Origin of the sequence: Rheinheimera pacifica, from assembly GCF_024809855.1 — a bacterium.
GTDB lineage: Bacteria > Pseudomonadota > Gammaproteobacteria > Enterobacterales > Alteromonadaceae > Alishewanella > Alishewanella pacifica_A.
Map to the genome: position 1 here is coordinate 41,808 of NZ_JANUEM010000020.1, position 25,841 is coordinate 67,648.

Consider the following 25,841-nt stretch of genomic DNA (forward strand, 5'->3'; position numbering starts at 1 on the left):
TCACTCACTTATAATCAAAGAGGGCACAGCAGTGACAAAAGTCAATGCTGTATGGCATTGCTGACGAAGCTGGGCTTTGATTTCATCGGCAATATTCCACGGCAGAATAATCACCACATCAGGCGGATTATTAACCAGCAAGTCAGGCGAAACAATGGGAATATGGCTACCAGGCAGAAATTTGCCTTGCTTGGATTTTGCAGCATCGTACACAACAGGCAGCAAACGGCTGTCGATACCTGCATAATTGAGTAACGTATTACCTTTTGCTGCCGCTCCATAAGCGGCAACCGTTTTGCCTTCCGCATGGCATTGTTGCAGAAAATCCTTCAATTTCGTTGCAATACCCACCACTCTTTGCTGAAAGCCATGATAAGCAACTGGACTTGTCAACCGAGCTTGTGTTTCCAGCGCCAGCACTTGCTGCAGGCTATCGTAGGTTTCATACTGGGCTTGCTGATGGCAGCACCAAAGCCGCAGACTGCCACCATGGGTTGGCAACTGTTCAACATCGAACACTCTCAGCCCTGCTGTGTGCAAAATTGTTTGTACCGTATGCAACGACAGATAGGAATAATGCTCATGGTAGATGGTATCGAACTGACATTGTGTCAGCAAGTTCAACAAGTGGGGAAACTCCAGACTGACAGCCCCATTATCCGACAGCAGCAGGCTGATCCCTGACACAAAATCGTTGATATCCGGCACATGGGCCAGCACATTATTTGCGATAATCAGGTCGGCCTGGCGATATTGTGTGTAAAGACGTTCTGCCAGCATTTTCCCGAAGAATGCGGATACTACTTCAAGCCCCAGCTGCCTCGCCACATTGGCTGTCGCCGTAGTAGGTTCAATTCCTAGACAGGGAATACCTGCAGCCTGATAATTTTTCAGTAAATAACCATCATTTGATGCCAGTTCAACCACAAAGCTTTGTGCATTTAACCCAAGTCGTACCCGGCTTTGCGTTGCAAACTGCCTAGCATGTTCCAACCAACTCGCTGAAGTCGATGAAAAATAAGCATAGTCAGCTGTGAACAGCTCATCAGCCTTTGTGAAGTCTTCAGTTTGTACTAGCCAACAGTACTGACAAACCCAAACCTTTAGCGGATACGCTTTTTCATTAGCAAATTGCTCAGCACCAGTTAAATATGCATTCGAGGGCGGCATTGTCCCTAGATCAACCATGGGTAAGGAAAGCGCACACTGACAGTGTCGGCATCTCATAACATAATTCCGTCAAAACTGTGACCGAGCAGCGGAAAGTTAGCATCCCGCTCTGATAATAGAATTATCGACAAAGGCCAATTTATTTTTAGTGCAGGATCGTCCACCCGGCAGCCTCCTTCGTATTGCGGCTGATAATCGGCGGTATGCAAATACAGTAACTGGCTATCATCTTCAAGTGCTTGAAAACCATGAGCACAGCCAGGTGGAATAAGCAGCATGTTATTGCTTTCTGCATCCAACTCGACACCGATATGCTTATTCAACGTCGGTGAGCCATGTCGTAAATCAACAACTACATCATATACTTTACCTTTAATACAGCGCACCAACTTGTATTCTGCTGCAGGGGGATATTGAAAATGTAACCCACGGGTTACTCCCTTGAGCAGATTAACCGAATGGTTAATTTGCCGTATTACGGCCTCCCCCATCAACGGTTTTAAAGTCTCGGCACAAAACCAGCGGCTGAAAAAACCTCGTTCGTCGCTAAAGCGTTCTGAGGTAATACAGTACACTCCATTTAACTTTGTTTTAGCTGCGGTTAGCTGTTGGCCCATACCAACCCCTGTTGTTTTGCATCCTCGCAATATTGCTGTAATTGGACATCCGTACTCACCTGCTTTTGGTTATAAAAATTCTGATACCATTGAGCTGTATAATGTGCGGCTTGTTCAAAATGCCATACTGGCTGCCAGTTCAACTGACACCGTGCTTGCTCACTGTCTAACATTAGGAGCGACATTTCAACAGGTTGTGGCTCTGATTCAGCCTGCCAGCTAAGCTCCGGCCAGTGTTGTTGCATTTGCCGGAGCACCATATCAACTGTTGCGCATTCAGAAACGTCAGGGCCAAAGTTCCAAGCTCTAGCTCCAGCTGATTCTCCAAGCAAAAGACTTTGCGCCAGACAAAGATATCCTGATATCGAATCAAGGACGTGTTGCCAAGGTCTCACAGCCTCGGGGTAACGAATTTTTAACGGGGAACCGGCGTGAGAGGCCCTAACAATATCAGGAATTAGTCTGTCTTCGGCCCAATCGCCTCCGCCTATAACATTACCGGCTCTGGCACTGGCTAACAATACTCCCTGTTGTTCAAAAAAACTGCGTCGATAGCTTTGGATCACCAGTTCACAGGCAGCTTTAGATGCACTGTAAGGGTCATGGCCACCCAATGGGTCCTGTTCGGAAAAATTAACGCCTTTATTATTGTTTTCATACACTTTATCTGTTGTAACGGCAACGATGGCTTTTACAGATGATACTGAACGGCAGGCTTCCAGTACATTCACTGTACCCATCACATTCGTTTGCCAGTTATCTATAGGAGACTGATAAGACGCCCTAACCAGAGGCTGCGCAGCTAAATGAAACACGAGTTCAGGTTTAGTCTGCTTCAGAAGCGATCTCATCAGCTGAGCGTTGTTGATATCTGCCTCGACACTGTCGATATCCAAACTCAGCAACTGCCAGTGATTAGGATACGTAACAGGCGGCAATGAGACACCAGTCACGTCAGCTCCAAGTCGCCTTAGCCAGTACGCCAACCAGCTGCCTTTAAAGCCGGTATGGCCTGTCAGCAATACTTTTCTTCCCTTAAAAATACCGTTAAATAATGACATCACCATATTTTCCAGGGAGCTTTATTTTGTTGCCATAACTGGTCGAGATGGTTTTTGTCACGTAACGTGTCCATTGCGTGCCAGAAACCTTTATGCTGATAGGCATTTAACTGCCCTTGGCTCACTATCTTCATGAGTGGCTCTGCTTCAAAACTATCAGCATCGCTGCTTAGGTAATCAAACACAGAAGGTTCTAGTACAAAAAAACCCCCATTTATCCATGCACCGTCTCCCGCCGGTTTCTCCTGAAACTGTTGCACAACACCACCACTGATATCCAGAGCGCCATAACGCCCTGGAGGCTGAATAGCAGTTACCGTCGCTTTCTTGCCTGATGCTTTATGCTTGGCAATTGTTTCCTTAATATTGATATCTGAAACACCATCCCCATAGGTAAAACAAAAAGTCTGGTTTCCAACATACTCCCTGACACGGCGTAAACGCCCGCCCGTCATGCTGTGCTCGCCAGTATCTACCAAAGTTACGCGCCAAGGTTCGACATGTTTCTCATGAACCTCCATGGTGTTTGAACGCATATCAAAAGTGACATCTGACATATGCAAGAAATAATTAGCAAAATACTCTTTGATGATGTATCCCTTGTAACCGAGGCAAATCACAAAATCATTAATACCATGAGCAGAATAAATTTTCATGATATGCCACAGAATAGGTTTGCCACCAATTTCAATCATCGGTTTAGGGCGCAGATGCGATTCTTCGCTGATGCGAGTACCAAAGCCCCCCGCAAGAATAACTGCTTTCATAAGCTTACTGACTCTCCTGCCATTTTATCGACTACAAACTTCAACCGGAACAAGGCCTTATAAGCCAATGATATATAAATCAAAATGCATACATCTGACTGGCTTTTGCAGTATAAGGAGCTAAGTCACTCTGCATAGATACAAAGTGATGATCAGTCATAGCCACCACTAGCTCTACTCTTTGCCAGTCTTCGAGCATTAACTCTGCCGCAGGACGGCTAGGACCAAACATAGTATTGACGCGCTTGGTTTTATCTATCAACGTAATACCAGCAAAATTCTTGCCATGATGACCAATGAAAAACTCGGTATAGGCATTCACGCCAACCAAGGCCAGGTATTGAATATTATTTCGCTGGCAATACTGTAGCAATCTGGTACATCTGGTCTGCAGCTGCCGTAATTGCTTGTACTGCTGATAGCAGTAATAAGGATGATATAACCAGGCTAGCAACTGGTAGCGATCAAAATCAGGCTTCGGCCAGGTTTTTAGTCTTTTGTGGGTCAGTATATACGCTGAATAACCTGCCGCCGCTTTCAGGCTAAAGTAACGCCGATAATCACTAAAAAATTCGCGGGAAAACTGGTAATTCAGATCCCGCGATACCATGCCAGCATTTCCATCTGCAATATGCCGCCAGGTTAATGCCTCCGGTACAAAACCTATATGAGGAAGAGTAGCTGTCGCTCTGAGCACAAAATCCCAGTCTTGATGGCCTTTTAGCTTCTCATTGAACCGGATACTTTTTGCGTGTCCGGCTTCAACGGTGATGCAACTAGACTGAATACCACCGTAGCGATTAGTGCAAAATGAGTACTCAGCAGCCGTCTGGCCTATTTTTATCGGCTCGGTAGGTAATGCAGGCTCAGGCTTACCCTGCCTGACATTTGAGTAACGGTGGTAAAACAGTTTGCAGTCCGGGTGTTTGCGGATAAATTCTGTGCACTCGCTGAGCTTAGTGGGCAACCACTCGTCGTCGGAATCAAGGAAGCAGATGTAATTCCCTTTCGCAGCCGCTATACCCTGATTTCTGGCATAAGCGCCATTGCGGTTTTCCGGGTAGGCAACCAACTTAATGCGATTATCCTTTAACTTAGCCACTAACACAGCTATTGCCATGCCTGTTTCAGGTGCCGAACCATCATCAACCACCACAACTTCAAAGCTTTGATAATCCTGTGCAAGCACCGACGTTAGAGCTCTGTGCAACGGCTCGACCCGGTTATATACCGGTATCACAATAGAAAAGAGAGGCTCCTGTTCAGTTAAGCTCATTGCTTATTGCATACCAGAATGGTGAAAGCACCTTCATGACCGGGTTCTACCACACCGCCATGTGGATCTTTTTGCTGATAACGGGCTGTAACATGGAAGCCTGCTGCCTGTACCAGGCTAACAAACTCTTCAACGGTATAATGCCGGATATGATACTGAAACTTTTCAGCATCAAAAGGCATAACATCCTGATTTGGGGTAGAGACAATCAAAGTTCCACCCACTCTCAGTACCCGATGAAACTTCTGCAATAATTCCAAATCGAACGCTACGTGTTCAATAGTTTCAAAAGATACTACCGCATCAAAAGTTTCAGTACCTAACTCCAGCAATCGGGCATCAGCCTGAATAAATTCAGTGCCTTCTGATGCATAGTGCTGTCTGGCATATTGAATCGCACCTGTGTCGATATCTACGCCAACTACCCGGCATTTCAATGTATCAGCCAATAACGCTGAGCCATAGCCTATACCGCAAGCCAAATCCAGCACTGCGGAAGGCTGCTGTGGAATAAGCTGCTCTTTTGCAAAAGTATAACGATTGATATGGTCAGGCCGGATACCCGCCAGACTATTGGCAATTTGACGCTCGCCTCTTTGCATTGTTTTTAAACCCTGACCGACCAAACCGCCTGCCGAGGCCTTTACACTTACCTGAGTAAAACCAGTTCTTTCAAGCAGAAAATGTAACCGGGCACTGTTATAAGCAGATTTAAATGTATCAGGGTATCCTGAGTCATAATTCGTTTGTGTCGGGTTTCCCTGTTTTTGCGGGCCGAATAATCTGGCAAAAGCTTGCCGCGCATCAGAGTCAGGACGGCGAATACTGCCCTCATCCCAAACAGCGTTTTGCCACTGCAAAACGACTGCATCAAAATCCTCACAGAGTATTTCGACAGTTCCGCCTATCTGCAGAGCGTTAAATACATCCAGCAGCATAGTATCGGCTTCCATAGTAGTCAGATACTGCAGCACATGTTCAAGCCGGATATGCCGGACATTTTGATAAGTGCGAGATAGTTCCCATGCAAGAACAGAGTCGCTTTGCTGCCCTGCATTAACACTTACCAGAACAGAAGGCGCTTGATCGATGCAGACTTGCAGCTTTAATTCAGTCATAAAATAAATGTCCAAGATTGGAAAAACGAGCCAGTTTGGCTTGTCCAGGTTCAAACTCAGTTGTGCGGTACTGGCGGGCAATCATGGCTTGAACAACCCGCAGCGCATCAGCGCTGTTATTATTTAATAAACAATCGCCATCTGTTTTAATTTGTTTGCCGAACAAAGCAGCTTCAAACAACACTGAGGAATTAATTCCCCGAACCAAAGTCGCACCGGCAATAAGATCTAACGTATCTGCAGAGCTGACTGTAGCACCATGAAATTCATAGCTATCTGCATATAGATCTTTGGGGTGCACCTTAAAAATGATTTTTGTAGCATCATGCTGTGACAGCACAAAGTTGATATATTGCTGCATGCCGTTAGTAAAACGCGAATGGTTCTGGATATTACTATCGGAAGCAATTTGCAGTGGCACAAAAACATAGCCCTTATCCTGGCTCTGTCTTTTCTGAAAAAGCTGTTCACGATAGTGTTGCGCCACTTTGACATCATGCTCAGTTAACCAGCTCAAATCATCTGCTCGCAACTGAGAACTAAGATTCACACCGGCGTTGTCAAAGTAAAAATGTTCAGCTTGAGGGAAAAAGCCACATTCTGCATAGGTGACAGGGACGCGGTTTAACTGACATTGAGTTAGAAAGTCCCTGTAAATACGCTGGCTGCCATTCCAGACTATGGTGGCTTTTGCCTGACGGAGCAAATCGCTTTGATGGTTATCCAGAGGGTGCATACAACGCCAGCTCAGCCCCTTCTCTGCCAGATATTGGCGTACAGGATAAAGCCACTGAGCTTCGCTAACCACGGTGCCAATGCCACAAAACAGAACATCGGCTGTATTGTTACAGCGATAATCCAAAGCAGGAGGTTGAACTCCGAATTTGGCACATAGCACTATATCGCTAACATCAATAAACTGCTGCCCGGTTCTGAGATAAGGCTGCCAACGCTCAATAATTTCTAACTGAAAAGTATCAGTCCCCAGCACAAGATAGTCGGCTTCGCTAATAGCCCGCTCAGGTTTGTTTGCATCAAGCAGCGTTTGCGGTAAGCGGGTATTTGTTTGGCGCAATGTATCTAGCAAAAGTTGTACAAAACCACCTGAGCCGATCACTGCATAATCATGCTGATTTAATTCACTGAGACCCCAAGGGCATACCCTGTTCATATTGGCTTTCCATACTGCTCATACAGCAGTTGGCTAACCTCAAGAGCATTAGCCACTGCGTCATCCATATTGAAATACTTATACTCTGCCAACCGTCCCAGAGGAATAAGTTGCGGATATTGTGCTGATAGCGTTTTGTACTTTTCAAATCTCTGCTGATTGTCTGCAGTAAATACGGGATAATATGGAATATTTTTTTCAGGATCGTTTTTATCATAATCCTGAGGGTATTCAGTAACGATTGTGGTGCCATCTGACGATTCAGCCAGAATATGTTTAAACTCAGTAATACGGGTAAAATCAGGGGCATTAGGGTAATTAACAGTGGCTGCCGTCTGAAAGTAAGGGCAATCAAGCTGCCGGAACACAAACTGCAACGACCGATAAGGTAATTCACCAAACTGATAACTAAACAACTGATCAAGCATACCGGTGTAAATCAGTTTGCCGCTAAAAATCTCACCGTCAAAACAGATTTTTCCGTTTTCCAGTTTTAGCCTTTGCAAAGCGTTTTGCTGTAGTTGCACATTAATATTTTGATGTGACAATAAACGGTTAATCAGCGCAGTGTAACCTGCAGCAGGGATCGCCTGATAACTATCGTGAAAATAACGGTCATCCCGGCTTAACACCACCGGTACTCTGGCCAAAACGTCAGGAGCAATATCCTCGGCTTTAATGCCCCATTGCCGCATGGTGTAATTTACAAAAATATTCTGATAAATCCAGTCAGCGAGCTCGGCCAGTTCTGGCTCTGCCGTTTCCCGCAGCTTAAGAATAGACACCTTGTTTCCGGCACCGTATAACTCAAGTAACTTTCTTTCCAATGCAAGCGCTTGCTCCGCCGGATATACCAAATGCAAGGAGTTCAGATTAAAAGGTAATGGGATTAACTTTTCCCCTACTCTGGCTAATACTTTATGCTGATAAGGATGCCAGGCGGTAAAAGCTGACAAATACTGCCAAACCCTTGGCTTTGAAGTATGAAATAAATGAGGGCCGTACTGATGTACTGTTATACCTTGCTCGTTCTTCTTATCAAAACAGTTCCCTGCTATATGCGCACGTTGCTCTAACACTAATACCTTCCAACCCAACACGCTGGCAAGCCGCTCAGCCATTACAGCACCTGAAAATCCTGCCCCGACAATGATAGCCTGATAAGCACCCATCATACCCATCCCAGTAGTTCAGATACTTTGTCTGGTGTTGCCCGATGGTGATACACCAACTGATGGCGTTCATCAAAATAAAGTTGATCTGTAGCCGAAAGCTCGATCATCTGACGGAACAAATCGAATTCCTGCTGGCGCAAAAAATACAATGCAGCGGAGAAATAAACGTGGTTCACACCGAATTGTATTATAGACTGATCAACATTAAAGCGGCTGCCAAGCTGACAGGCGTTTGCTAATTCCTCTGTTACCTCAATACGTCTTTGCGCATTTCGCTGGGTTTGGCCGCCGAAACTGTCCTGATGAATACGATAACGCCCCAATACCTGATCAAGTCTGTCAACTGTGCCGCCAGCCAATCCAAGGTTCATAATATGCCACGGATAGTCACATATAATGCGGTTTCCATGTGCCAGAGCAGCGGGCATTTGGTCATAGCGTCGAACCATTACACTGCTTGCCTGTAAAAAGACAGTGTATTTAATCAGATGAGCGATAGTAGCTTGCTGTGGAATATATTTATAGTTATAGAAATCCCGGGAGTACCACTTCAGCGTTTCGCCCGTTTTGCTATCAAACATATCCGACTCATGGTAGACGATACGGCATTCAGGATGAGCATCCAGATAGTCTACCTGTTGTTGAAGCTTACCTGGCAAAGCGATGTCATCACCATCAAGATAAGCTATATACTCTCCTTTTGCTGTTTCCAGCAAGCGCCGCATTGTTCCTATTAAGCCCAGATTTTGCGTATTACACAGGATCTTTAAATTAGGATAGGCGGATGCCAGATAATTAATCACTCCCAGCGTATTATCAGGGGAGGTGTCGTCACAAACTATCACCTCAAAATTAAAGTTTGTCTGCTGAGCCAGAATACTTAGCAGGCATTCATGAATATAAGGTGCTAGTTTAAATGCTGGAACAATAACAGATAATTTCATAGATGCTCTGAGCTTGGAAAAATTCCATTGTCACTTGTTTTATCGGCTAGTCTGGTTATCAGCTTTAATATTCTCAGCTATAGAGCGACCTGTGTAGTATCAAACTTAAGTGGCTCAGCAATAAACTCGTCAACTGCTTTTTGCAGATAGTCTTGCCACACACTAAGTACCCGATTAAAACGCTGGAATTGCTCTTCCGTATTATTAACAGGTAGAAGTTTAGTTAACACACTTAAAAAGTACATAGCACTGCCGTTAAACAGCAGCATGGTTAAATTGCCTTTTTGCTGAACAGAGCTACGCAAATGTAGCCACTGTTGGCTGATAATATCGCGGGCCTCGGTTAACGAGGTAACAGGTGTTTCAATCAACTGACACCATTGCCCCACAGAGTTTCGTAACAATTCAAGGTCATAATTTTGCAAAATACTTTCAACAGATTTGGAATAATGCTGGTGAAACAGTACTTTGAACAAGTCATCAATAAGTTTTTCTGGTTGTGCCGGCACATCACGCAGCAGAATATTATCTGGTAGAAGTGGCATTGCCCCGCTAATTCTTGCACCATTACTACAATTGTACACATCAGTTTTTTGCAGATGTCCGGCAATAGCTTCCTCAATCAAACGGCGCGAAACATCAAATTCCGGCTTGGTGTATACCGTAGGCTGAAAATTACCGGATACAGGAATACCATCACCATGCATTTTCTGATAGTTGTACACCTCTTTGCCATCAGCTTTGTAGTATGCCGAGTGTTTAGAATGATGCTGCGATACATTTGCATAACCCAAATCGACACCAAACAGATAAATATGCTTAAAACCGGTTTTTAGTACAAAGTTTACTACTAAATTTGACACTGTGGGGTAAGCAAACTCTAACGTCTCAGCATCAAATCCAGCTTGTTTAAGGGTAGACTGAAATAGTACAGTAGAGGCTTCACCCTCTTTAAATACCAAGTATGCGTCCTGAAATAACGCTGCCGTATCAGGGTGAATACCATTCACAGACAGCAACTTAATACTTTTCAAATAGTCATTATCTGGTACCTGTGTAACCCAGTCATAAGTTGAACGGTTTTGCTCTATTTCTGCATGAATGTCGGGTTTAATGCCTAGCTGATAAAGCGCCTTAAGTGCCGTACCACAACTGATAACCACAACCTTATCACGATATTCCCGGATATATTCTATGCAGTCATCAAGGCTAGGGCCATTACCGATAATAAAAACAGGAATATGTTGTGCTGCATGAACAGGCAAATTTGTAAGATTTTTTAAGAAATGATGATTAACTTGCACGCTGTGTGCAGTGTGGGCGATGCCATAACGCACATGATCGAAATACTCGCCTAATGCCAGAATAACTCTTAGCTGACTGCGTAACATGCGTACAGCTTGAGCTAGTGCAGGTGTGTAGTAGCTGGTCATCATATAAGTATCAGCTATTGCATAAGCACCGCTATGATAAAATTGCTCAGCAAAGTCAGCGAAATATTCCTGCCCGGTTCCGCCAATATTCAGATAAATTCGACGCCCGCTTTTCTCCGCTGTTTCCAGTACCCCGGCCCAATCGGTAACATATAGGCTGGCATAGAAGAAATCAGTGTTAGGTTCGCAAAGGTATAAATTATTTACCTCATGTTGCTCTAACAACAGCTCCAGATGGCGCCCCAGAGCAATACCAAATATAATCAAAGAGTTAACCTGCTCCGGCAATGTTTGCTGCTGATGCTCAATGTTAGCGAATACCGCCTGTAACTCTTTTATTGCCTGATAATGCACATAATGACGAAACTTCCATCTTACGGTTTGGTTAACCATAATATCGTCTTTTGCTGGCTGCTTTATAAACAGCTGTGTTAACTCAGCAGACTCGTATTCAATATCCTGATAAAACGCTGCCTGGCGCTGAATGTGCCATATATTAGTTGAACCATCGCTTTGATTAACCAGCTGCCAGCGCGTTGGTTGGTATGCAATAAAATTCTGATAAACATCCGGATATAACTTTGCAATAGCTTGCATATTTCGCTCAAAACAGAGCTTCTGCTGCGTTGTATATTCAGTGCTGTACAACTGGTTTGCCAGAACATTGCCAGGCCGCTGAGGTAAAAAATCTTGCGCATGGTCAAATCCCAGAAACTGCTTGCCGTGTTTCAGTAGTTGCTGTGGTTTACCAGAGTTATTTACTAGAAATTCAAAGACTTCATCACTAACTTTATGACAAATATGCCGATATAAATACACTTTTTGCATATCTGCAGATAATGATAGTAGTTCAGCTAGGTCTTCAGTAACACTGGTACCACTATTGCCTATCTGAAATGCGATTTGCGTGCCTAAGACCTCTGCAAGCTCAAAAATTTCTGTCCAATCAATTGCCTGAACAGAGCAGAGTAAAAAATCAGCTTCAGGTTCATAAATAACTAAGTATTTAATGCGTACATTCCGCAGTAACTCTGCAATATGATGTCCAAGCCCTAAACCAAACACCATAAGAGTATCAACTGCCACCGGCAATGTTTCAGTTTGAAGTTGTTGGCCGGCTGGTTTAGAAGCTGCAGCAAGACTGATATAAGGGGCATGCTGCCAGAAACTTTGTGTCTCAGCTATCGTTTCTTGTGAAGGAGATTCGCCGTATAACACCCTCCCGGTAGTACAATCAGTAATATTCATCTCACCGGTACGTGTGCAGAATACAAAGTACTGTGTAGCAACAGCCTGAAGTAAGGGTAACAAAGCAGGCTGGTATTGGCGAAATGCCGCTATATTTTGTGGCAGGCGTTGTTGGATGTGTGCAGAGAGCTGCATTTCAAGCTGTTGCTGCTGTAGCTGATCTTGTAACAACTGATTATTTATATACCTAAGCATAACGGCCTTATCGAATTATACTAATTATTCTCGCTGTAGCCCTGCTTTGCCTTTTTACCTTTTTGAATTTTAAGTAATTCAGTAGCAACAGCCTGCTTTGCTACTGACAGTTTATCTATAAAAGTATTCAACCAGTCAAGGTTTTGTTGGAGAAAGTTAGCATACTCGGCAGCATTACTGCCTTCAGGCTGGGGAAATACTATCTGCTGATGAAAAAGCCCTGCTAATACTTCCAGTTCTTCCACTGAAGGCTGCTCCTGAGATACTAATATATCCATTTGGCTACGTAGAGCAGCAGTTTGCAACATAAGCTCAGATAACGACATCAGGCACCAACAGCCAGCGGTTGTTGTTTCTGTGCTTGTAACTGGTATCCTTTCTCTCTGTCGGCTACAGGTATTTGATCCCAGGCGGATTTAATTGTTAACAAAATACCAAGCACATCGCTAAGCTTTTCCAGGCTGTTTTCGCGGCTGGCGAGCATTAAGTGGTTTATCATAAAGTCATACAAAGACCAGAGATTGTCTGATATTTCACCGCCCGCTTCCATATCTAAGGAATTCTGCAGTGCACTGATAATGGCCATCGCTTTAGACACCGTCAATGACTTTCCGGCAAAGTCTTTGCGCTCTATACAACCTTTAGCCTTGGCAAGGTTCTCAAGCGCGCCCTGCATCAGTAACTGGATGACACGATGCGGATCAGCAACAGCTAAATCGTCTTTAACACCAACGGCTTTATATGCTTTCACACCATAACTCATATTAGATAACCTCTTAAATCATTTAAGACTTATTAGTATTAAACCCTGGCAAGTTAGTAAGCTGAGATGTCACAGCTGAAGCTGTTCTTTGCATCCCGCCCAACAGTGAATCCAGTGCTACGTATTGCTTACGCAGGGTTTGTTCGTAGTTATCCATATATCGGTTAGCGGCATCCAAAGCTTTAGTATTATCTTCAATTTGTTTTTTAAGCGACTTTTCACGTACATCAATGATTCCGCCGCCTTTGTTAAAATCTGAAATAAAGCTGTCCAATTGACTGACAAGGCCATTATTGCCGCCAAAAACTTTTGCAATGCTGTCAAAATTTTCATTTAACGCTTTATCAAAGCGCATTTTACCTGACTCTGAGCCGAATTCAGTACTGGTAGAAATTTCCAGCTTACCATTTTTATCCATGGTAATGCCCAGTGAGTAAAGAGTGGACAACCCCGAATCCGCAGTATCTACGTTAGAACCTAAAATACCACGCAGTTGAGTCATGATGTTACGCGGCAGTGAATCGCCAGCCAAAGCACCACCTTCGCTGGTTACTGTTTTTCCATCTGAGCCTAAAGTGCGGAACTTTGTTAAAGCATTAACCTGATCAACCAGCGCATTATAACTATCAATAAAGGCTTTAACATTGGTTTCAACGCTTTCTTTGTCATAGGCTACATCTACTGTGGCGTTGTTTCCTTCTGGAGTGACAGCTTTAACAGTGATATCAAGATCCTGGACAACGTTAGAAAATACGTTGCTGCTACTGGTTGCAGTGATTCCGTCAACCTCGATGATAGCGTTCTGAGCAACTTGTTTTTGTACCATTGCAGGATCAGAGCCTGTCGCCACTGTAGATATCTTGTCTAATTCAGCATTATTGTTACTAACAACCAAATCATTGCCATCACCACTGATATCTGAGGTAAATACCAGCTTGGAACCAACACTCCCGCCAGCGTTAACAATATTAACATTGACACCAAAATTTCCGCTGTTCTCGTTAATTTTTCGACGTAATTCATTTAGTGTCATATCTGCGGTAACATCAACATCAAAGCTTTTATTGCCTGCAGTAAACGTCAGCTTGCCGTTCGTGGTACTAACAACATCATTTGCAGAGGAGAAGGCCTGATCCTGAGTCTCAAACCGGCTACCAGATGCCAGTTGATTTACTTTAATATCAAAACTGCCCGCGGCAGATCGGTTAGATGCCGTTGCTTCAATATAGGTTTTATTGTCTGTCGGCTGAATAACGGTTGCTTTACGGGTATTTAAACTTTCGCCACTGAGCTTTTTGGCTGCATCCTGAAAAGCGGATAAAACAGATTTGAGGCGACTAACACCAGAAAGGGAAGCTTCCAGCGTCTTTTTCTGAGTATTAATCCGGCCAAGCTTTACATCTCGCTCAGCTTTAACAAAGGTTGTCACCAGTTCTTCCAGCGGTAATCCGGAAGCTGAACCTAAAAAATTAACACCAGACATAATAACCTCTATACTTTATTGTCAATTAACAGGCCAATAGACTGCCCCATCTCTTCCTGCAATCGTTTAATATCCTGCGCAACTTTTAACAGCTCTTCTGATGGTATCTGCTTTATCAGCTCGTCTGTCTCATAGTCTATCACTTTAATCACTGAACGACCTGATGCTTCATCTATTGAGAAGTTTAATGACCGCTGCTCCAAAGCAACAGCCTGATTAACTACATCAATCGCCTGTTGCAGTTCAATATCACTAACATCTGTAACTGGCTTTACAGCCTGGGCAGGCTTATCAATTACCGGGGTTGTTTCAGCAGGCAATGCTGGTTTATCAGCTACCTGAATATAACTTACACCCGCCATAGTATTAGCGCTAATGCTACTCATATCCAAACTCCTTATCGGCGCGCAGGGTGAGAATTTTATACCAAATTCTCACCGCTACGCGTATTAGTTTAGCCCAATAAAGATAAGGCTGCCTGTGGCCGCTGGTTTGCCTGCGCTAACACTGTTGTACTGGTTTGCTGCAGAATTTGCTGCCGGGTTAATTCGGCCGTTTCTTTAGCAAAATCCGTATCACGAATACGGCTGCGGGCAGCAGAAACGTTTTCAGAGATATTCGTTAAGTTACGAATAGTAGCCTGGAAACGGTTTTGCACCGCACCTAAATCAGCACGTTTGCCATCTACAGCTTTAATTGCGGCATCAATCTGCGCCATTGCCGCCGACGCACCATGGCTAGTACCTGCAACATAACTAAGGCTGTTTGAACCCAAACCTAAGCCTGTTGCAGTCCAACCATTCGCTCCACTGCTGGCAGCGATGTTAACGGAAATAAAGTCGTTAGCTGAGGCTTGAGCACCAACTAAAACCTTAGTAGAGAAGCTCCCTGTCAATAACTTGGTACCACCAAACTCTGTAGTATCAGCAATACGGGTAATTTCTGTTTTTAATGCGCTGAATTCTTTTTGCAAAGCAGCAATATCATCCTCATTACTGATACCGTTTTGTGCCTGTACTGCCAGTGTGCGCATACGCTGTAATGAGGTGGTAATTTCATCAAAGGCACCCTCTGCTACCTGCGCCAGTGAAATACCATCGTTAGCATTACGGGCTGCCTGATCTAAGCCGTTAACCTGACTGGTTAAACGGTTAGATATCTGCAAACCTGCCGCATCATCAGCAGCACTGTTAATGCGGAAACCTGAAGATAAGCGCTTAAACGCAACATCCAGTGAATTACCAGAGTTAAATAACTGACGCTGAGCATTCAGCGACGAGGTATTGGTATTTACAAATAAAGCCATGAGTCACTCCTTAGTTGTCGGTAACAAAGCTACGTTCAACTGCTGTTTAAAATACGGTTATCCCGTTAACTGAGCCAAGCTGCAACTTGGCTTAACCAGTATTTCGGCCACGACTTCATATACTTTAGGAAAAAATCACTTTTTTTTAGGATATTTTTTAACGTCTGAAAAATCTATATATATCATAAGCATAAAAATCACCACTAGGGTGATTTTTATGTTAGCCAGTTAAAACACTAAGAGCAGCCTGAGGCCTCTGGTTGGCTTGCGCCAGCACGGTTGTACTGCTCTGCTGTAATATTTGCGTTCTCGTCAGCTCAGCTGTTTCTTTTGCATAATCGGTATCACGTAACTGGCTACGCGACGCTGACACATTCTCGCTCACATTGCTTATATTACGTAAAGTACTCCCAAGTACATTTTGTTGGGCACCAAGTGCAGTCCTGACATTATCAGTTAACCCGATAGCGTTATCCAGTGCGTCAATAACCGTTTCCGGCTCATCATTATCAAGGTTCACACTATCGATATTCAGCCCGGCACCGGTGATCGTGAAGTTATGATTTAAATTAACAGTAATAACTTGTCCGGCATTGGCTCCTACCAGAAAGTTGCGGTTGCCAGCTGAACCATCCAGCACCTTCAGGCCGCCAAATGACGTATTCTCTGCTATTACCTGAATGGTTTCCCTAAGCGTATTAAATTCTTTTTGCAACGCATCAGTATCCGCATCATTATTAATACCATTAGCTGACTGAATAGTTAACACCCGCATTCTTTGCAATGCTCCGGTCACCTCATCTAGTGCGCTATCGGTGACCTGAATTAACGATATTGCATCAGCAGCATTACGGGCAGCCTGTTCCAGCCCTCCTACCTGTACAGTCAAACGATTTGAAATAACCAACCCGGCTGCATCATCAGCAGCACGGTTAATTTTAAAACCGGACGCTAGTTTCTCGAAACTATTACTTAACCCGGAGGTAGCACGATCCAGTAGACGTTGTGAGCTTAAAGACGACTGGTTAGTGTTAACAAGTAGAGACATATGCCATTTCCGTTTAGAAATTGGGATTACACAATTGACCGTGCATATTATTTATGCTGATAACAACCTATCGGCACACTATGCCTTTACTTTAATTTTTTGTTTAATTTCAAAAAGATAAAGCCACCTTGCGGTGGCTTTATTTAAGAAGCAACAGATTATTACTGTAACAAGCTTAATGCAGCTTGTGGCCGTTGATTGGCTTGAGATAAAACCGTAGTGCTGGTTTGCTGCAGAATTTGTGTACGGGTTAATTCGGCCGTTTCTTTAGCAAAGTCGGTATCACGGATACGGCTGCGTGCAGCTGATACGTTTTCAGACACATTCGTTAAGTTACGGATAGTTGCCTGAAAACGGTTTTGTACCGCACCTAAGTCAGCACGTTTACCATCAACCTGCTTAATTGCTGCATCAATCTGTGCCATAGCAGCTGACGCACCCGTTACGGTATTAGCGGCAAACCCCAGGCTTTCAGTCAACTGCAAACCATTAGCTGTCCAGCCGTTCGCACCGCCACTTGCTGCGATATTAACAGAGATAAAGTCGTTAGCTGAGGCTTGAGCACCCACCAACACTTTAGTTGAGAATGTGCCTGTTAACAGCTTGGTGCCACCAAACTCTGTGGTGTTGGCAATACGGGTAATTTCCGTTTTCAGTGCACTGAATTCTTTTTGCAAAGCCGCTACGTCATCAGCATTGCTGATACCGTTTTGCGCCTGAATAGCCAGAGTACGCATACGCTGTAATGAGGTGGTAATTTCATCAAAAGCCCCCTCAGCTACCTGCGCCAGCGAGATACCGTCATTGGCATTACGGGCGGCCTGATCTAAGCCGTTAATCTGGCTGGTTAAGCGGTTAGAGATTTGTAAGCCTGCAGCATCATCAGCAGCGCTGTTAATCCGAAAACCAGATGATAAACGTTTAAATGCTACATCAAGCGAATTACCAGAGTTAACTAATTGACGCTGTGCATTTAATGACGATGTATTGGTGTTTACAAATAAAGCCATGGTGGTTCTCCTGCTACTGAGTTCGGTATTGGCAACCCCCCGTTAGTTGGGCAGTTGCTATGTTTCGCGTTAATTATTTATCGGAACCAGAGAGGAAAACTTGAGCAGATTTTTTTACTTTTTTAATTTTTAACTGATTGATTTTATTTTTAAATAAAAGCTAAAGTCGGCAGCAAGACTGCCGATAAATGCCGCTTTTAACGAATGTAATCAAACAGACTAACACCCGATACTTTGGTAAAAGTAGCTGAAATGGCTTGCAGAGCAATTTCCTGCTTGGTAATTTCTGTTAGTGCTGCCGCGTAATCTACCTCAGATATATCAGCCCTGTAGGCTTTATTATTAATGGTTAAATCTTCGTTAGTGCCAAATACACTGTCTAGTACATTAACCCGGCCACCAATAGTAGATAGAGAGCTATCGATATTTGAGGCAGCAGAAGTAATTTGATTTACAGTATCACTAATCATATTTGTAAATTCAAAATCAGATATAGCAGGGTTCTCCAGCGCTGTAATAAACTCACCTATGGTGGTCAGCATATTTTTCTTCTCTGGTGGCTGCAAAGAAAAATCTACCTGCCCTGGTACAGCAGTTGCCCCATTTACATTGATGGTTAAGCCATTGAACTGGATAGGAGCATTCGGCGTAAAAGCGCCGGTTACTGGCGGAACTAAGGCTGCGCCATTTTGCAGGATCTCATAGGTGGATGGAGCTGTAAGTACAACACTAAAATCGTTGTTTGCAGGTGTAAGGCTGTCATATGTTTGTTTGTAGTAGGCATCAAACTGGCCCTGATCTGCAACAACAACATTTGCACTGGTCGCCCCACCGGCACTGATCACAGCAGGAGTTGTTTTAAAACGGGCATCAACATTCTCAAACACAAACTTACCGCTGTCATTGCCAGGCAACGCAATAGTCGGTGAAATTTGCAGGGCTTTTTGCCCATCATCCCCCTGAAATTCATAGATGCCCGTGGCATTATTGAGGCTGTAGCTCTGCTTTTTATCCTGATAACCGGAGAAAATATACCCTCCCTCCGCATTCCGACTATTCATTAAGTCCAGTAATTCAATCTGAATATTCTTCAGTTCCTGCGCCAGTGCACCACGTTCTGCCTCAGTGTAGGTTGCATTACCAGCAGCAATCGCCAGCATGCTTACCCTATCCAATGAGGTTCGCATACTACTCAAAACGGTTTCTTCCAGCGCGAGGTTATTTTTCAATAGCACGCTGTTATTCTGATACTGAGCAACCTGCTCAAGGTTCTGATCAAGGCCAAGCACTTTGGCTGATGCGGCAGGGTCATCAGCCGGTGTCAGAATACGGGTCTGCTTGGTTAACTGATCCTGCGCCCGGTTCATTTTTTGCTGGGTGTTTAAAATGCCATCTAAACCGGCATTAAACTTCATGTTAAAAGATAATCTCATCACTACCTCACTGCCGCTAACAGGGTGTCAAACACGGTTTGCGATGTGGAAATAATTTGTGCCGCTGCCGCATAAGTTTGCTGGAACCGGATCAGGTTAGATGCCTCTTCATCCAGACTGACACCGGATAACGATTCATACCAGGCCGTGGTTTGTTCTAACAAAGCTTTGCCTGCCGCTTCGTTGTTACGTCCCTGGCTGGTGCGCTCACCAATCAAACTAACCATATCGGCATAAGACTGATTAAAGTTTACAGCATTTGCGCTATCAGGAGCTGACAACAGGTTTAATCTGGTAGTTTGTGCAGTTTGTAATGCAGACAAAGCCAGGCCATTGCGGTTGTCGCTAAAACCACCGTCATTAAAGCTGATACTAAAGGTATCGCCCACACTGGGAATACCTGTAACGGAAAAGTCAAAGCCAACATCAACACCTGCCTGAGCAAAAATATCCTGATACTGGCTTGAGCCAAAAGCTGCCGTTGCCACCGGATTACCGAGGTTGTCTACAATTTCAAAGGTATCCCCGCCCATGTACGTCATGGTCCAGGGGCCATTGATTAAACCTGAAGGTGTATCAAAACCATAAGCCGGCAACGTAGCCGGGGTAGTATCGCTAACCTTAACTGCTTCAATCTGGGCATTACCCAAATTATTTACAGTAAAACCGGTGCGCACTGGTGATGCAAGGGCAATATCTTCCGGCCGGGTAGTTGCCAGTGTTAGGGTTCTTGATGCGGTACTAAGGGGCTTTAGTTCAAACCGGTCCCCCACAGCCGGAGCACCGGTTAGCGTAATTTCCAAACCGTATAAATCACCACCGGCATCGGCAGAACTGATCGTTGCCGGAAAGCCGCCCACAGGTACTACTTTGTCGGAACCAACTATTACCTCACCTTTTGCATCCAAAGCCTGGATCCGCACGGCACCGGCTTCAACTGTCAGCAAAAAATCGTTAGGAGGCAAGTTTTTGCCTTGCCCTGCCTCTATAGTTACATTGACAGCACCGGCTCCGGTATTGTTAGGATAGGCAAAACCACTGCTGGTTGGCAGGTTGAATAAGTTACCGCCAATTTCACCGTTTAAATTCATACCTAAACGGTTTTGTGTGTTCATCGCGTCGGTCATTGATAACGCTAACTGCCCAAGCCGGTTTTGCGTGGGGATCAGAATTTCTTCACGAAAGGCCAGCAAACCGCCAATTTTCCCACCAAGCTTTTCGACATCAACATCACGCTCCACAGTGGTGCGGCCGGATAACTGCAGCTTTAAGTCACGCTCGGATGGATCAGGGCTACCACGCATCGAAATAAGATTAAAATCACCCCGCTCAACGACTAACGATTGGCCGGTCGCCAGAAACACCATTTTCTCACCGTTTTCTGCGTCTAGCGTGCGGATCTCAACCATTTCAGACAGTTTTTGGATAGCCAGATCACGTTTATCCAGTAAGTCCAGTGGCACCGGCCGGCTGTTGCCGGTACCGTAGGAAGCTATTTCCTGATTCAAACTCGCGATTTGCTTAATGTAGGCATTGGTTTCGCTGGTATAGATATCCAGTTGCTGATTAACAAAGTTATCCTGATCCAACACCAGGCTGGATAAGGTATTAAATTTATCCAGCAAAGCCTGCGAACTGCCGATAATTAGCTGGCGGTTTGCCAGTGTGGCAGGCTCGTTGTTAGCAATCTGAAACTGTTTAAACAGGTCATTCATACCGGTAGCGATACTATTGGCAGGGTTTGAAAACAACGCATCTACCCGGTTGGCTTCGGCAACATATTGCTGGGCAAAGCTATAGTTAGAGGTATCACGGCGCAGTTGCTTCAGGGTAAACTCACTGATTAAACGCTCTGTTGTGCCTTTGCCAACCCCTAAACCCAGCATCTGCGACTGAAACTCTGTACGCTGACGCACATAGCCTTCAGTATTAATATTAGCAATGTTATTACTGGTTGTACTGAGCGAAGTACTGCTGGCAAGTACTGCCGAGGTACCAATCTTAAGTAAGTTATCTGACATTGCTCTCTCCACCAACGCTACCGGCAGCGCTTAGTTTGTTATTCATCGGCGCTATCGCCAAAATCTTGAGTAGCGCCTTGCTCCTGGCGCACCCTGTCAAAGGCTGTGCTTTGATATACCGCCATAATTTTTTGTGCATAGGCCGGGTCTGTGGCATAGCCAGCTGCCTGTAACTGTTCAAAATACGCTTTAGTATCCCCGGTGGCCTGCACTGCATCCTGATAACGCGGATTTTGCTTAATAAAATTGGCATAATCCTGCAGGCTATGTTCTGGTGAAGTATAAGAGCGGAATTTTGCCTGTTCTTTTTTGGCAATACCGCCCCGGTATTCCAGGGTATCGACTACAGCAGTTTCTCCCTGCCAGCCATTGTTGGCTTTAATGCCAAATAAATTAAAACTGCTGTCACCTTTCGCGGTTTTTATCACGCGCTGGCCCCAGCCAGTTTCCAGTGCTGCTTGTGCTATCAGGGCTAATGGATCTAACCCCAGAGTTTTGGCGGTTTCGCGTGCTGCCGGTAACAAAGTACGGACAAACTGCTCGGGGGTTGCCACCTGCCATGCTGGTTTTACCGTCTCTGGCTGTGCAGTTGCAATATTATTACCAGCGGCTAACTCAGTTGCAGAGGCCGCATCAATGCCAGCATCTGCTTGCTCTGCTGCCGGCGTAGCAACCTTTACGGCCGGTAAAATATAACGCGGCATTTGCAGTGTTTTAGCTTCACTAAACGTAGAGTTGTTATCTGGCGAGGATTTTTTACCCAGTGCCGGGCTAAGTTGCTCTACCAACAAGTCAGCCAGCCCCAGCGCACCTTTTTGTGCCAGCTCTGTTGCCATTTGGCTGTCGTGCATGTCGCGATAAAACTTGGTGGTTTGGCTGTTCATCATGCCATCCACTTCAAACGCTTCATTGGCTTTGCGCATGCTGCTTAACAACATACCAAAGAAAATTGATTCAAACTGTTCAGCGGCCTGACGCAGCGCTGCCTTTTCGTCCTTACCGGAATTACTGCGAATTTGCTGCAGGCTGGTAAGATCATGATAAGACACATTGTTTGGCGTCAGGCTCATGTTAGATCACCACCAGCTCGCCATGAATGGCACCGGCTTCTTTTAACGCTTCAAGAATCGCCATTAAATCACCTGGTGCAGCACCCACCGCATTGACGGTGCGCACCAAATCATCCAGTGTGACACCAGGGTCAAATTTAAACATGCGGGATTGCTCTGGGCGCACGTCAATAATGGTATTTTCCTCAATCGCAGTCTGGCCTTCACCAAACGGATTGGGCTGCACTACTCTGGGGTTTTCAGCAATGGTTACCGTTAAACCACCATGTGTCACGGCCGCCGGAAATAAACGCACGTCTTTACCGATAACAATAGTGCCGGTACGGGAGTTAATAATAATTTTTGCTGCATAGTCGCCCGGCTCAAATTTGAGGTTTTCCAATGTGGACAAATAAGATACGCGCTGGCTGATATCGCGTGGTGCCCGCACCTGTACTGACGTTGCATCCAAAGAGAATGCCGTATCCGGGCCCATAAAGTTATTAATGGCTTCGGCTAAACGTTTTGATGTCGTAAAATCAGACCGTTTCAGATTAAAGGTAATAAAATCGCCCTGAGCAAACGGGGTAATAACTTCGCGCTCAACAACGGCACCATTGGGAATACTGCCTACCGTGGGTGTATTAACCAAAATGCGTGAACCATCCAGGCCTTCAGCACCAAGGCCACTAACAATTAAACTGCCCTGCGCTACGGCATAAACATTGCCGTCCAGCCCCATCAGAAAGGTTTGCATCAAAGTGCCACCACGCAGGCTTTTGGCACTGCCAACCGAAGATACCGTGATGTTAAGTGACTGACCCGGTTTAGCAAAGGCTGGCAACTCCGCATGCACCGCCACCGCCGCGACATTTTTAATTTGTGCCTTCATATTGGTTGGTAACGTAATACCAAAATTGCTTAACATGGTACGAAAGCTCTGCTCGGTAAACGGACTTTGCTCTCCGGTACCAGGCAAGCCCACCACCAAACCGTAACCTACCAGTTGGTTAGAGCGCACGCCCTCCACATCAGCAACATCTTTAATACGGGCAGCACTGGCTGGTGCGCTTAGCAGCAACAACACTATGATCAGGCTGGTGTGTAAAATACGGCTCATAGCTGTGCTCCTAAAAAGGCCATAACGGGCCGTTAAAGAACCGGCTTAACCAGCCCGGAGACTGACCATTGTGATGCGCGCCGGTGCCACTGTACTCAATGCGGGCATTGGCAATCTTGGTCGATTCAACAGTGTTGTTGACATCAACATCCTGTGAGCGGATAACCCCTGTTAAACGGATATATTCTTTACCGGTATTCAGTGTCAGCCACTTTTCACCACGGATCACCAGGTTGCCATTATTCAGCACCTGCAACACGTTAACCGAAATATCCCCCACTAAACTGTTGCTTTGGTCCGCTTTTGAGTCGCCTTTGTAGTCAGATGTTGAATCAGCGCCAAACTGCAACACATTACCGGCAACCGACACATTTCGTCCGCCCAACCCAATCATCGGCTCAAACGAAGTAGAGCTGTCTTTTTGCATCTCAGTTTTAGCTTTTTTACTGGCCTGAGTCCGCTCTTTTAAAACCACAGTAATAATATCGCCTTCGTGGCGGGCTTTATTATCTGAATACAGCGAGTTCGAGTAGTATTGCGCAAATAGCGAGCCGTTTTGCACCAGCGGCCTTGATGCAGGCTCTGGCGCCAGCGGCGCAAAGTATGGGTCGTCAGCCTGAGGTACTTCAAGTGAAGCGCAGCCGCCAAACAACAACACACAAGCCGAAATAAAAATAAGCCGTTGCATAAATCCCCCCGCCTACAGTTGCTGAATGGCAAAGCCAAGCATCTGATCTACCGAAGAAATAACTTTAGAGTTCATCTCGTAAACCCGCTGGCTTTCAATCAGGCTCACCAGTTCTTCAGTAACGTTAACGTTGGATGTTTCCAGCGCACCCTGCACAATAATGCCAAGCCCCTCTAAGCCGGGAATGCCCTGCACCGGATCGCCACTTGCGCCTGTTTCACGGAACAAATTCTGGCCAATAGGTTCAAGGCCAGCCGGGTTAATAAAGTTAGTTACTGTCAGTTGCCCAAGCACAGCGGGCTCCCCTTGCCCCGGTAACTGCACCGACACCTGGCCATCCTGCGATACAGTAATGCTCTGTGCATCCGGCGGTACGACTATATTCGGTTGCACCTGATAACCGGCACCTGACGTTACCAGGTTACCTTCATCATCAACGGTAAACTGGCCATTTCGGCTATAGGAAATCGTGCCATCCGGCATCAGGATTTCAAAAAAACCATGGCCCTGAATCATCATATCCAGACTATTGTCGGTGGTGATCATATTGCCCTGGGTAAAGTTCTTCTGCGTTGCAACCACCTTAGTACCAGCGCCTATCATCAGGCCGTTTGGCAGCTCGGAGTTTTGCGACGAAGCACCGCCAGGCTGGTTAATATTCTGATAGAGCAAATCTTCAAAAATAGCCCGGCTTTTTTTAAAGCCCACAGTGCTGGCATTAGCCAGGTTATTTGAGATCACCGAAATATCGCGCTGCTTAGCGTCTAAACCGGTTTTACTGATCCATAAAGCTGGATGCATTTGTGCCTCCCGGGCCTTAGCCCATTATTGATTCAGGCCCTTAGCCCATTATTCTCAGTAACTGATTTTGCTGCTGATCCATCTCTTCAGCACTTTTCATCATTTTCACCTGCAGCTCAAATTGGCGCTGCAAGCTAATCATATAAGTCATCTCGCCAACGGCATTAACGTTGCTGGTTTCGGTTGCACCTTTAAGCAAGCTGACATTAATGTCAGCTTCTGCCAGTTGGCCATCCTTACGGCGGAATAAGCCATCATTACCTTTTTCCATTTCGCTGTTCAGCGGCCGTACCAGTTTGATTCTGCCAGCAGCCACCATGGCATCGGCAGGCGCCCCTTGCGGCAATACACTGACAGTGCCATCCTGCGCAATTTCAACTTTGGCCAGGGGTATTGGCAGTTGAATAGGGCCATCGTCTCCCATTACTGCTAAGCCATTTGCTGTTTCAAGCATGCCAAAAGCATTAATCTGCAAGTTACCGGCTCTGGTGTAGGCTTCGTTACCATCCGGAGCCTGAACCGCTAACCAGCCCTCGCCCTGAATAGCAACATCAAGCTCACGCTCTGTCATGATGATCGCGCCGGCGTCAAAGTTTTGACCTGGCCGTTCAGTTAATGAAAATACCCGGGTAGGTAAACCCTCACCAAAAGCCTGCATAGCACGGGCTTGTTCAAAATCAGCTTTAAAGCCAACAGTGCCGGTATTAGCCAAATTGTTTGCCCGCACGGCAATGCCATTCATATTTTCTTTGGCACCGCTCATAGCGATATATAACAAGTGATCCATAACAAGCTCCGCTTACTTTATCTTCGATTACTTAAGCAAAATTGATGCCATAAGATAAATTATGACTAGTCCTGAAGTAAGTTGACACTTATTTCAGTTTAAAACGCCCGGTGAACTTCATCGGGCGTTTTGTATTTTAAGGCCAGATGAGGCCTTT

The 25,841-nt window shown here is 45.3% G+C and carries 24 protein-coding genes; all 24 read right to left on the reverse strand.

The features are described 5' to 3' along the window. The gene (locus M2404_RS18795) at positions 1-1,227 is read right to left on the reverse strand and encodes a class I SAM-dependent methyltransferase (protein WP_259241397.1); all 1,227 of its coding nucleotides are present in this window, start codon (positions 1,225-1,227) and stop codon (positions 1-3) included. Next, a complete protein-coding gene (rfbC, locus tag M2404_RS18800) occupies positions 1,224-1,787 on the reverse strand; it encodes a dTDP-4-dehydrorhamnose 3,5-epimerase (RefSeq protein ID WP_259241398.1) in 564 nt (187 codons plus the stop codon). Before rfbC ends, M2404_RS18795 begins: the two co-directional genes overlap by 4 nt. Next, positions 1,772-2,848: a CDP-glucose 4,6-dehydratase gene (gene rfbG / locus M2404_RS18805; RefSeq protein ID WP_259241400.1), complete on the reverse strand. Its 1,077-nt coding sequence runs from the start codon at positions 2,846-2,848 to the stop codon at positions 1,772-1,774. The genes rfbC and rfbG overlap by 16 nt, the downstream gene beginning before the upstream one ends. After that, the gene (gene rfbF, locus M2404_RS18810; protein WP_259241403.1) at positions 2,848-3,615 is read right to left on the reverse strand and encodes a glucose-1-phosphate cytidylyltransferase; all 768 of its coding nucleotides are present in this window, start codon (positions 3,613-3,615) and stop codon (positions 2,848-2,850) included. The genes rfbG and rfbF overlap by 1 nt, the downstream gene beginning before the upstream one ends. A gap of 79 nt (positions 3,616-3,694) precedes the next feature. Next, complete coding sequence (locus tag M2404_RS18815; protein ID WP_259241404.1) at positions 3,695-4,891, reverse strand: glycosyltransferase family 2 protein; 1,197 nt, start codon at positions 4,889-4,891, stop codon at positions 3,695-3,697. Beyond that, complete coding sequence (locus M2404_RS18820; protein ID WP_259241406.1) at positions 4,888-6,009, reverse strand: class I SAM-dependent methyltransferase; 1,122 nt, start codon at positions 6,007-6,009, stop codon at positions 4,888-4,890. Before M2404_RS18820 ends, M2404_RS18815 begins: the two co-directional genes overlap by 4 nt. After that, a complete protein-coding gene (locus M2404_RS18825; RefSeq protein ID WP_259241407.1) occupies positions 6,002-6,817 on the reverse strand; it encodes a capsular polysaccharide export protein, LipB/KpsS family in 816 nt (271 codons plus the stop codon). The genes M2404_RS18820 and M2404_RS18825 overlap by 8 nt, the downstream gene beginning before the upstream one ends. A 359-nt stretch (positions 6,818-7,176) precedes the next feature. Then, positions 7,177-8,355, reverse strand: coding sequence for a UDP-galactopyranose mutase (gene glf, locus M2404_RS18830; protein ID WP_259241408.1), 1,179 nt, complete (start codon positions 8,353-8,355; stop codon positions 7,177-7,179). Next, positions 8,352-9,299: a glycosyltransferase family 2 protein gene (locus tag M2404_RS18835; RefSeq protein ID WP_259241409.1), complete on the reverse strand. Its 948-nt coding sequence runs from the start codon at positions 9,297-9,299 to the stop codon at positions 8,352-8,354. Before M2404_RS18835 ends, glf begins: the two co-directional genes overlap by 4 nt. 77 nt (positions 9,300-9,376) lie before the next feature. Continuing rightward, a complete protein-coding gene (locus M2404_RS18840) occupies positions 9,377-12,175 on the reverse strand; it encodes a 6-hydroxymethylpterin diphosphokinase MptE-like protein (protein ID WP_259241410.1) in 2,799 nt (932 codons plus the stop codon). Positions 12,176-12,195: 20 nt separating this feature from the next. Beyond that, positions 12,196-12,501 (reverse strand): hypothetical protein, encoded by a 306-nt coding sequence (locus M2404_RS18845; protein ID WP_259241411.1) that lies wholly within the window; start codon positions 12,499-12,501, stop codon positions 12,196-12,198. Then, positions 12,501-12,938 carry a flagellar export chaperone FliS gene (fliS, locus tag M2404_RS18850; RefSeq protein ID WP_259241412.1) on the reverse strand — a complete coding sequence of 146 codons (438 nt, stop codon included), beginning with the start codon at positions 12,936-12,938 and terminating at the stop codon, positions 12,501-12,503. Before fliS ends, M2404_RS18845 begins: the two co-directional genes overlap by 1 nt. A 22-nt stretch (positions 12,939-12,960) precedes the next feature. After that, positions 12,961-14,421 carry a flagellar filament capping protein FliD gene (gene fliD / locus M2404_RS18855; protein WP_259241413.1) on the reverse strand — a complete coding sequence of 487 codons (1,461 nt, stop codon included), beginning with the start codon at positions 14,419-14,421 and terminating at the stop codon, positions 12,961-12,963. A gap of 8 nt (positions 14,422-14,429) precedes the next feature. Next, positions 14,430-14,807 carry a flagellar protein FlaG gene (locus M2404_RS18860; protein ID WP_259241415.1) on the reverse strand — a complete coding sequence of 126 codons (378 nt, stop codon included), beginning with the start codon at positions 14,805-14,807 and terminating at the stop codon, positions 14,430-14,432. 68 nt (positions 14,808-14,875) lie between these two features. Beyond that, on the reverse strand, positions 14,876-15,727 hold the full coding sequence (locus tag M2404_RS18865) for a flagellin N-terminal helical domain-containing protein (RefSeq protein WP_259241416.1): 852 nt from the start codon (positions 15,725-15,727) through the stop codon (positions 14,876-14,878). A gap of 220 nt (positions 15,728-15,947) precedes the next feature. Then, positions 15,948-16,775, reverse strand: a complete 828-nt coding sequence (locus M2404_RS18870) for a flagellin N-terminal helical domain-containing protein (RefSeq protein ID WP_259241417.1) — start codon at positions 16,773-16,775, stop codon at positions 15,948-15,950. Between the two features lie 161 nt (positions 16,776-16,936). Beyond that, positions 16,937-17,785 (reverse strand): flagellin N-terminal helical domain-containing protein, encoded by an 849-nt coding sequence (locus M2404_RS18875; protein WP_259241418.1) that lies wholly within the window; start codon positions 17,783-17,785, stop codon positions 16,937-16,939. A 197-nt stretch (positions 17,786-17,982) separates the two neighbouring features. Then, on the reverse strand, positions 17,983-19,218 hold the full coding sequence (flgL, locus tag M2404_RS18880; protein WP_259241419.1) for a flagellar hook-associated protein FlgL: 1,236 nt from the start codon (positions 19,216-19,218) through the stop codon (positions 17,983-17,985). A gap of 2 nt (positions 19,219-19,220) precedes the next feature. After that, on the reverse strand, positions 19,221-21,239 hold the full coding sequence (gene flgK / locus M2404_RS18885; RefSeq protein WP_259241420.1) for a flagellar hook-associated protein FlgK: 2,019 nt from the start codon (positions 21,237-21,239) through the stop codon (positions 19,221-19,223). 38 nt (positions 21,240-21,277) lie between these two features. Then, positions 21,278-22,309 (reverse strand): flagellar assembly peptidoglycan hydrolase FlgJ, encoded by a 1,032-nt coding sequence (gene flgJ / locus M2404_RS18890; RefSeq protein ID WP_259241422.1) that lies wholly within the window; start codon positions 22,307-22,309, stop codon positions 21,278-21,280. Between the two features lies 1 nt (position 22,310). Next, positions 22,311-23,408 carry a flagellar basal body P-ring protein FlgI gene (locus M2404_RS18895; RefSeq protein ID WP_259241423.1) on the reverse strand — a complete coding sequence of 366 codons (1,098 nt, stop codon included), beginning with the start codon at positions 23,406-23,408 and terminating at the stop codon, positions 22,311-22,313. A 10-nt stretch (positions 23,409-23,418) separates the two neighbouring features. Beyond that, positions 23,419-24,096 carry a flagellar basal body L-ring protein FlgH gene (gene flgH / locus M2404_RS18900; RefSeq protein WP_259241424.1) on the reverse strand — a complete coding sequence of 226 codons (678 nt, stop codon included), beginning with the start codon at positions 24,094-24,096 and terminating at the stop codon, positions 23,419-23,421. 12 nt (positions 24,097-24,108) lie between these two features. Beyond that, entirely contained in the window at positions 24,109-24,897 is a 789-nt protein-coding gene (gene flgG / locus M2404_RS18905) for a flagellar basal-body rod protein FlgG (RefSeq protein ID WP_259241425.1), read from the reverse strand. A gap of 40 nt (positions 24,898-24,937) precedes the next feature. Further along, entirely contained in the window at positions 24,938-25,684 is a 747-nt protein-coding gene (locus tag M2404_RS18910; protein WP_215397869.1) for a flagellar basal body rod protein FlgF, read from the reverse strand. Positions 25,685-25,841: the final 157 nt, after the last annotated feature.

What these genes read in the sequence shown, in the direction of transcription:
- M2404_RS18795 (WP_259241397.1), bottom strand. Translation starts at nt 1,227, where the DNA reads ATGAGATGCCGACACTGTCAGTGTGCGCTTTCCTTACCCATGGTTGAT.
- rfbC (WP_259241398.1), bottom strand. Translation starts at nt 1,787, where the DNA reads ATGGGCCAACAGCTAACCGCAGCTAAAACAAAGTTAAATGGAGTGTAC.
- rfbG (WP_259241400.1), bottom strand. Translation starts at nt 2,848, where the DNA reads ATGTCATTATTTAACGGTATTTTTAAGGGAAGAAAAGTATTGCTGACA.
- rfbF (WP_259241403.1), bottom strand. Translation starts at nt 3,615, where the DNA reads ATGAAAGCAGTTATTCTTGCGGGGGGCTTTGGTACTCGCATCAGCGAA.
- M2404_RS18815 (WP_259241404.1), bottom strand. Translation starts at nt 4,891, where the DNA reads ATGAGCTTAACTGAACAGGAGCCTCTCTTTTCTATTGTGATACCGGTA.
- M2404_RS18820 (WP_259241406.1), bottom strand. Translation starts at nt 6,009, where the DNA reads ATGACTGAATTAAAGCTGCAAGTCTGCATCGATCAAGCGCCTTCTGTT.
- glf (WP_259241408.1), bottom strand. Translation starts at nt 8,355, where the DNA reads ATGATGGGTGCTTATCAGGCTATCATTGTCGGGGCAGGATTTTCAGGT.
- M2404_RS18835 (WP_259241409.1), bottom strand. Translation starts at nt 9,299, where the DNA reads ATGAAATTATCTGTTATTGTTCCAGCATTTAAACTAGCACCTTATATT.
- M2404_RS18840 (WP_259241410.1), bottom strand. Translation starts at nt 12,175, where the DNA reads ATGCTTAGGTATATAAATAATCAGTTGTTACAAGATCAGCTACAGCAG.
- M2404_RS18845 (WP_259241411.1), bottom strand. Translation starts at nt 12,501, where the DNA reads ATGTCGTTATCTGAGCTTATGTTGCAAACTGCTGCTCTACGTAGCCAA.
- fliS (WP_259241412.1), bottom strand. Translation starts at nt 12,938, where the DNA reads ATGAGTTATGGTGTGAAAGCATATAAAGCCGTTGGTGTTAAAGACGAT.
- fliD (WP_259241413.1), bottom strand. Translation starts at nt 14,421, where the DNA reads ATGTCTGGTGTTAATTTTTTAGGTTCAGCTTCCGGATTACCGCTGGAA.
- M2404_RS18860 (WP_259241415.1), bottom strand. Translation starts at nt 14,807, where the DNA reads ATGAGTAGCATTAGCGCTAATACTATGGCGGGTGTAAGTTATATTCAG.
- M2404_RS18865 (WP_259241416.1), bottom strand. Translation starts at nt 15,727, where the DNA reads ATGGCTTTATTTGTAAATACCAATACCTCGTCGCTGAATGCTCAGCGT.
- M2404_RS18870 (WP_259241417.1), bottom strand. Translation starts at nt 16,775, where the DNA reads ATGTCTCTACTTGTTAACACTAACCAGTCGTCTTTAAGCTCACAACGT.
- M2404_RS18875 (WP_259241418.1), bottom strand. Translation starts at nt 17,785, where the DNA reads ATGGCTTTATTTGTAAACACCAATACATCGTCATTAAATGCACAGCGT.
- flgL (WP_259241419.1), bottom strand. Translation starts at nt 19,218, where the DNA reads ATGAGATTATCTTTTAACATGAAGTTTAATGCCGGTTTAGATGGCATT.
- flgK (WP_259241420.1), bottom strand. Translation starts at nt 21,239, where the DNA reads ATGTCAGATAACTTACTTAAGATTGGTACCTCGGCAGTACTTGCCAGC.
- flgJ (WP_259241422.1), bottom strand. Translation starts at nt 22,309, where the DNA reads ATGAGCCTGACGCCAAACAATGTGTCTTATCATGATCTTACCAGCCTG.
- M2404_RS18895 (WP_259241423.1), bottom strand. Translation starts at nt 23,408, where the DNA reads ATGAGCCGTATTTTACACACCAGCCTGATCATAGTGTTGTTGCTGCTA.
- flgH (WP_259241424.1), bottom strand. Translation starts at nt 24,096, where the DNA reads ATGCAACGGCTTATTTTTATTTCGGCTTGTGTGTTGTTGTTTGGCGGC.
- flgG (WP_259241425.1), bottom strand. Translation starts at nt 24,897, where the DNA reads ATGCATCCAGCTTTATGGATCAGTAAAACCGGTTTAGACGCTAAGCAG.
- M2404_RS18910 (WP_215397869.1), bottom strand. Translation starts at nt 25,684, where the DNA reads ATGGATCACTTGTTATATATCGCTATGAGCGGTGCCAAAGAAAATATG.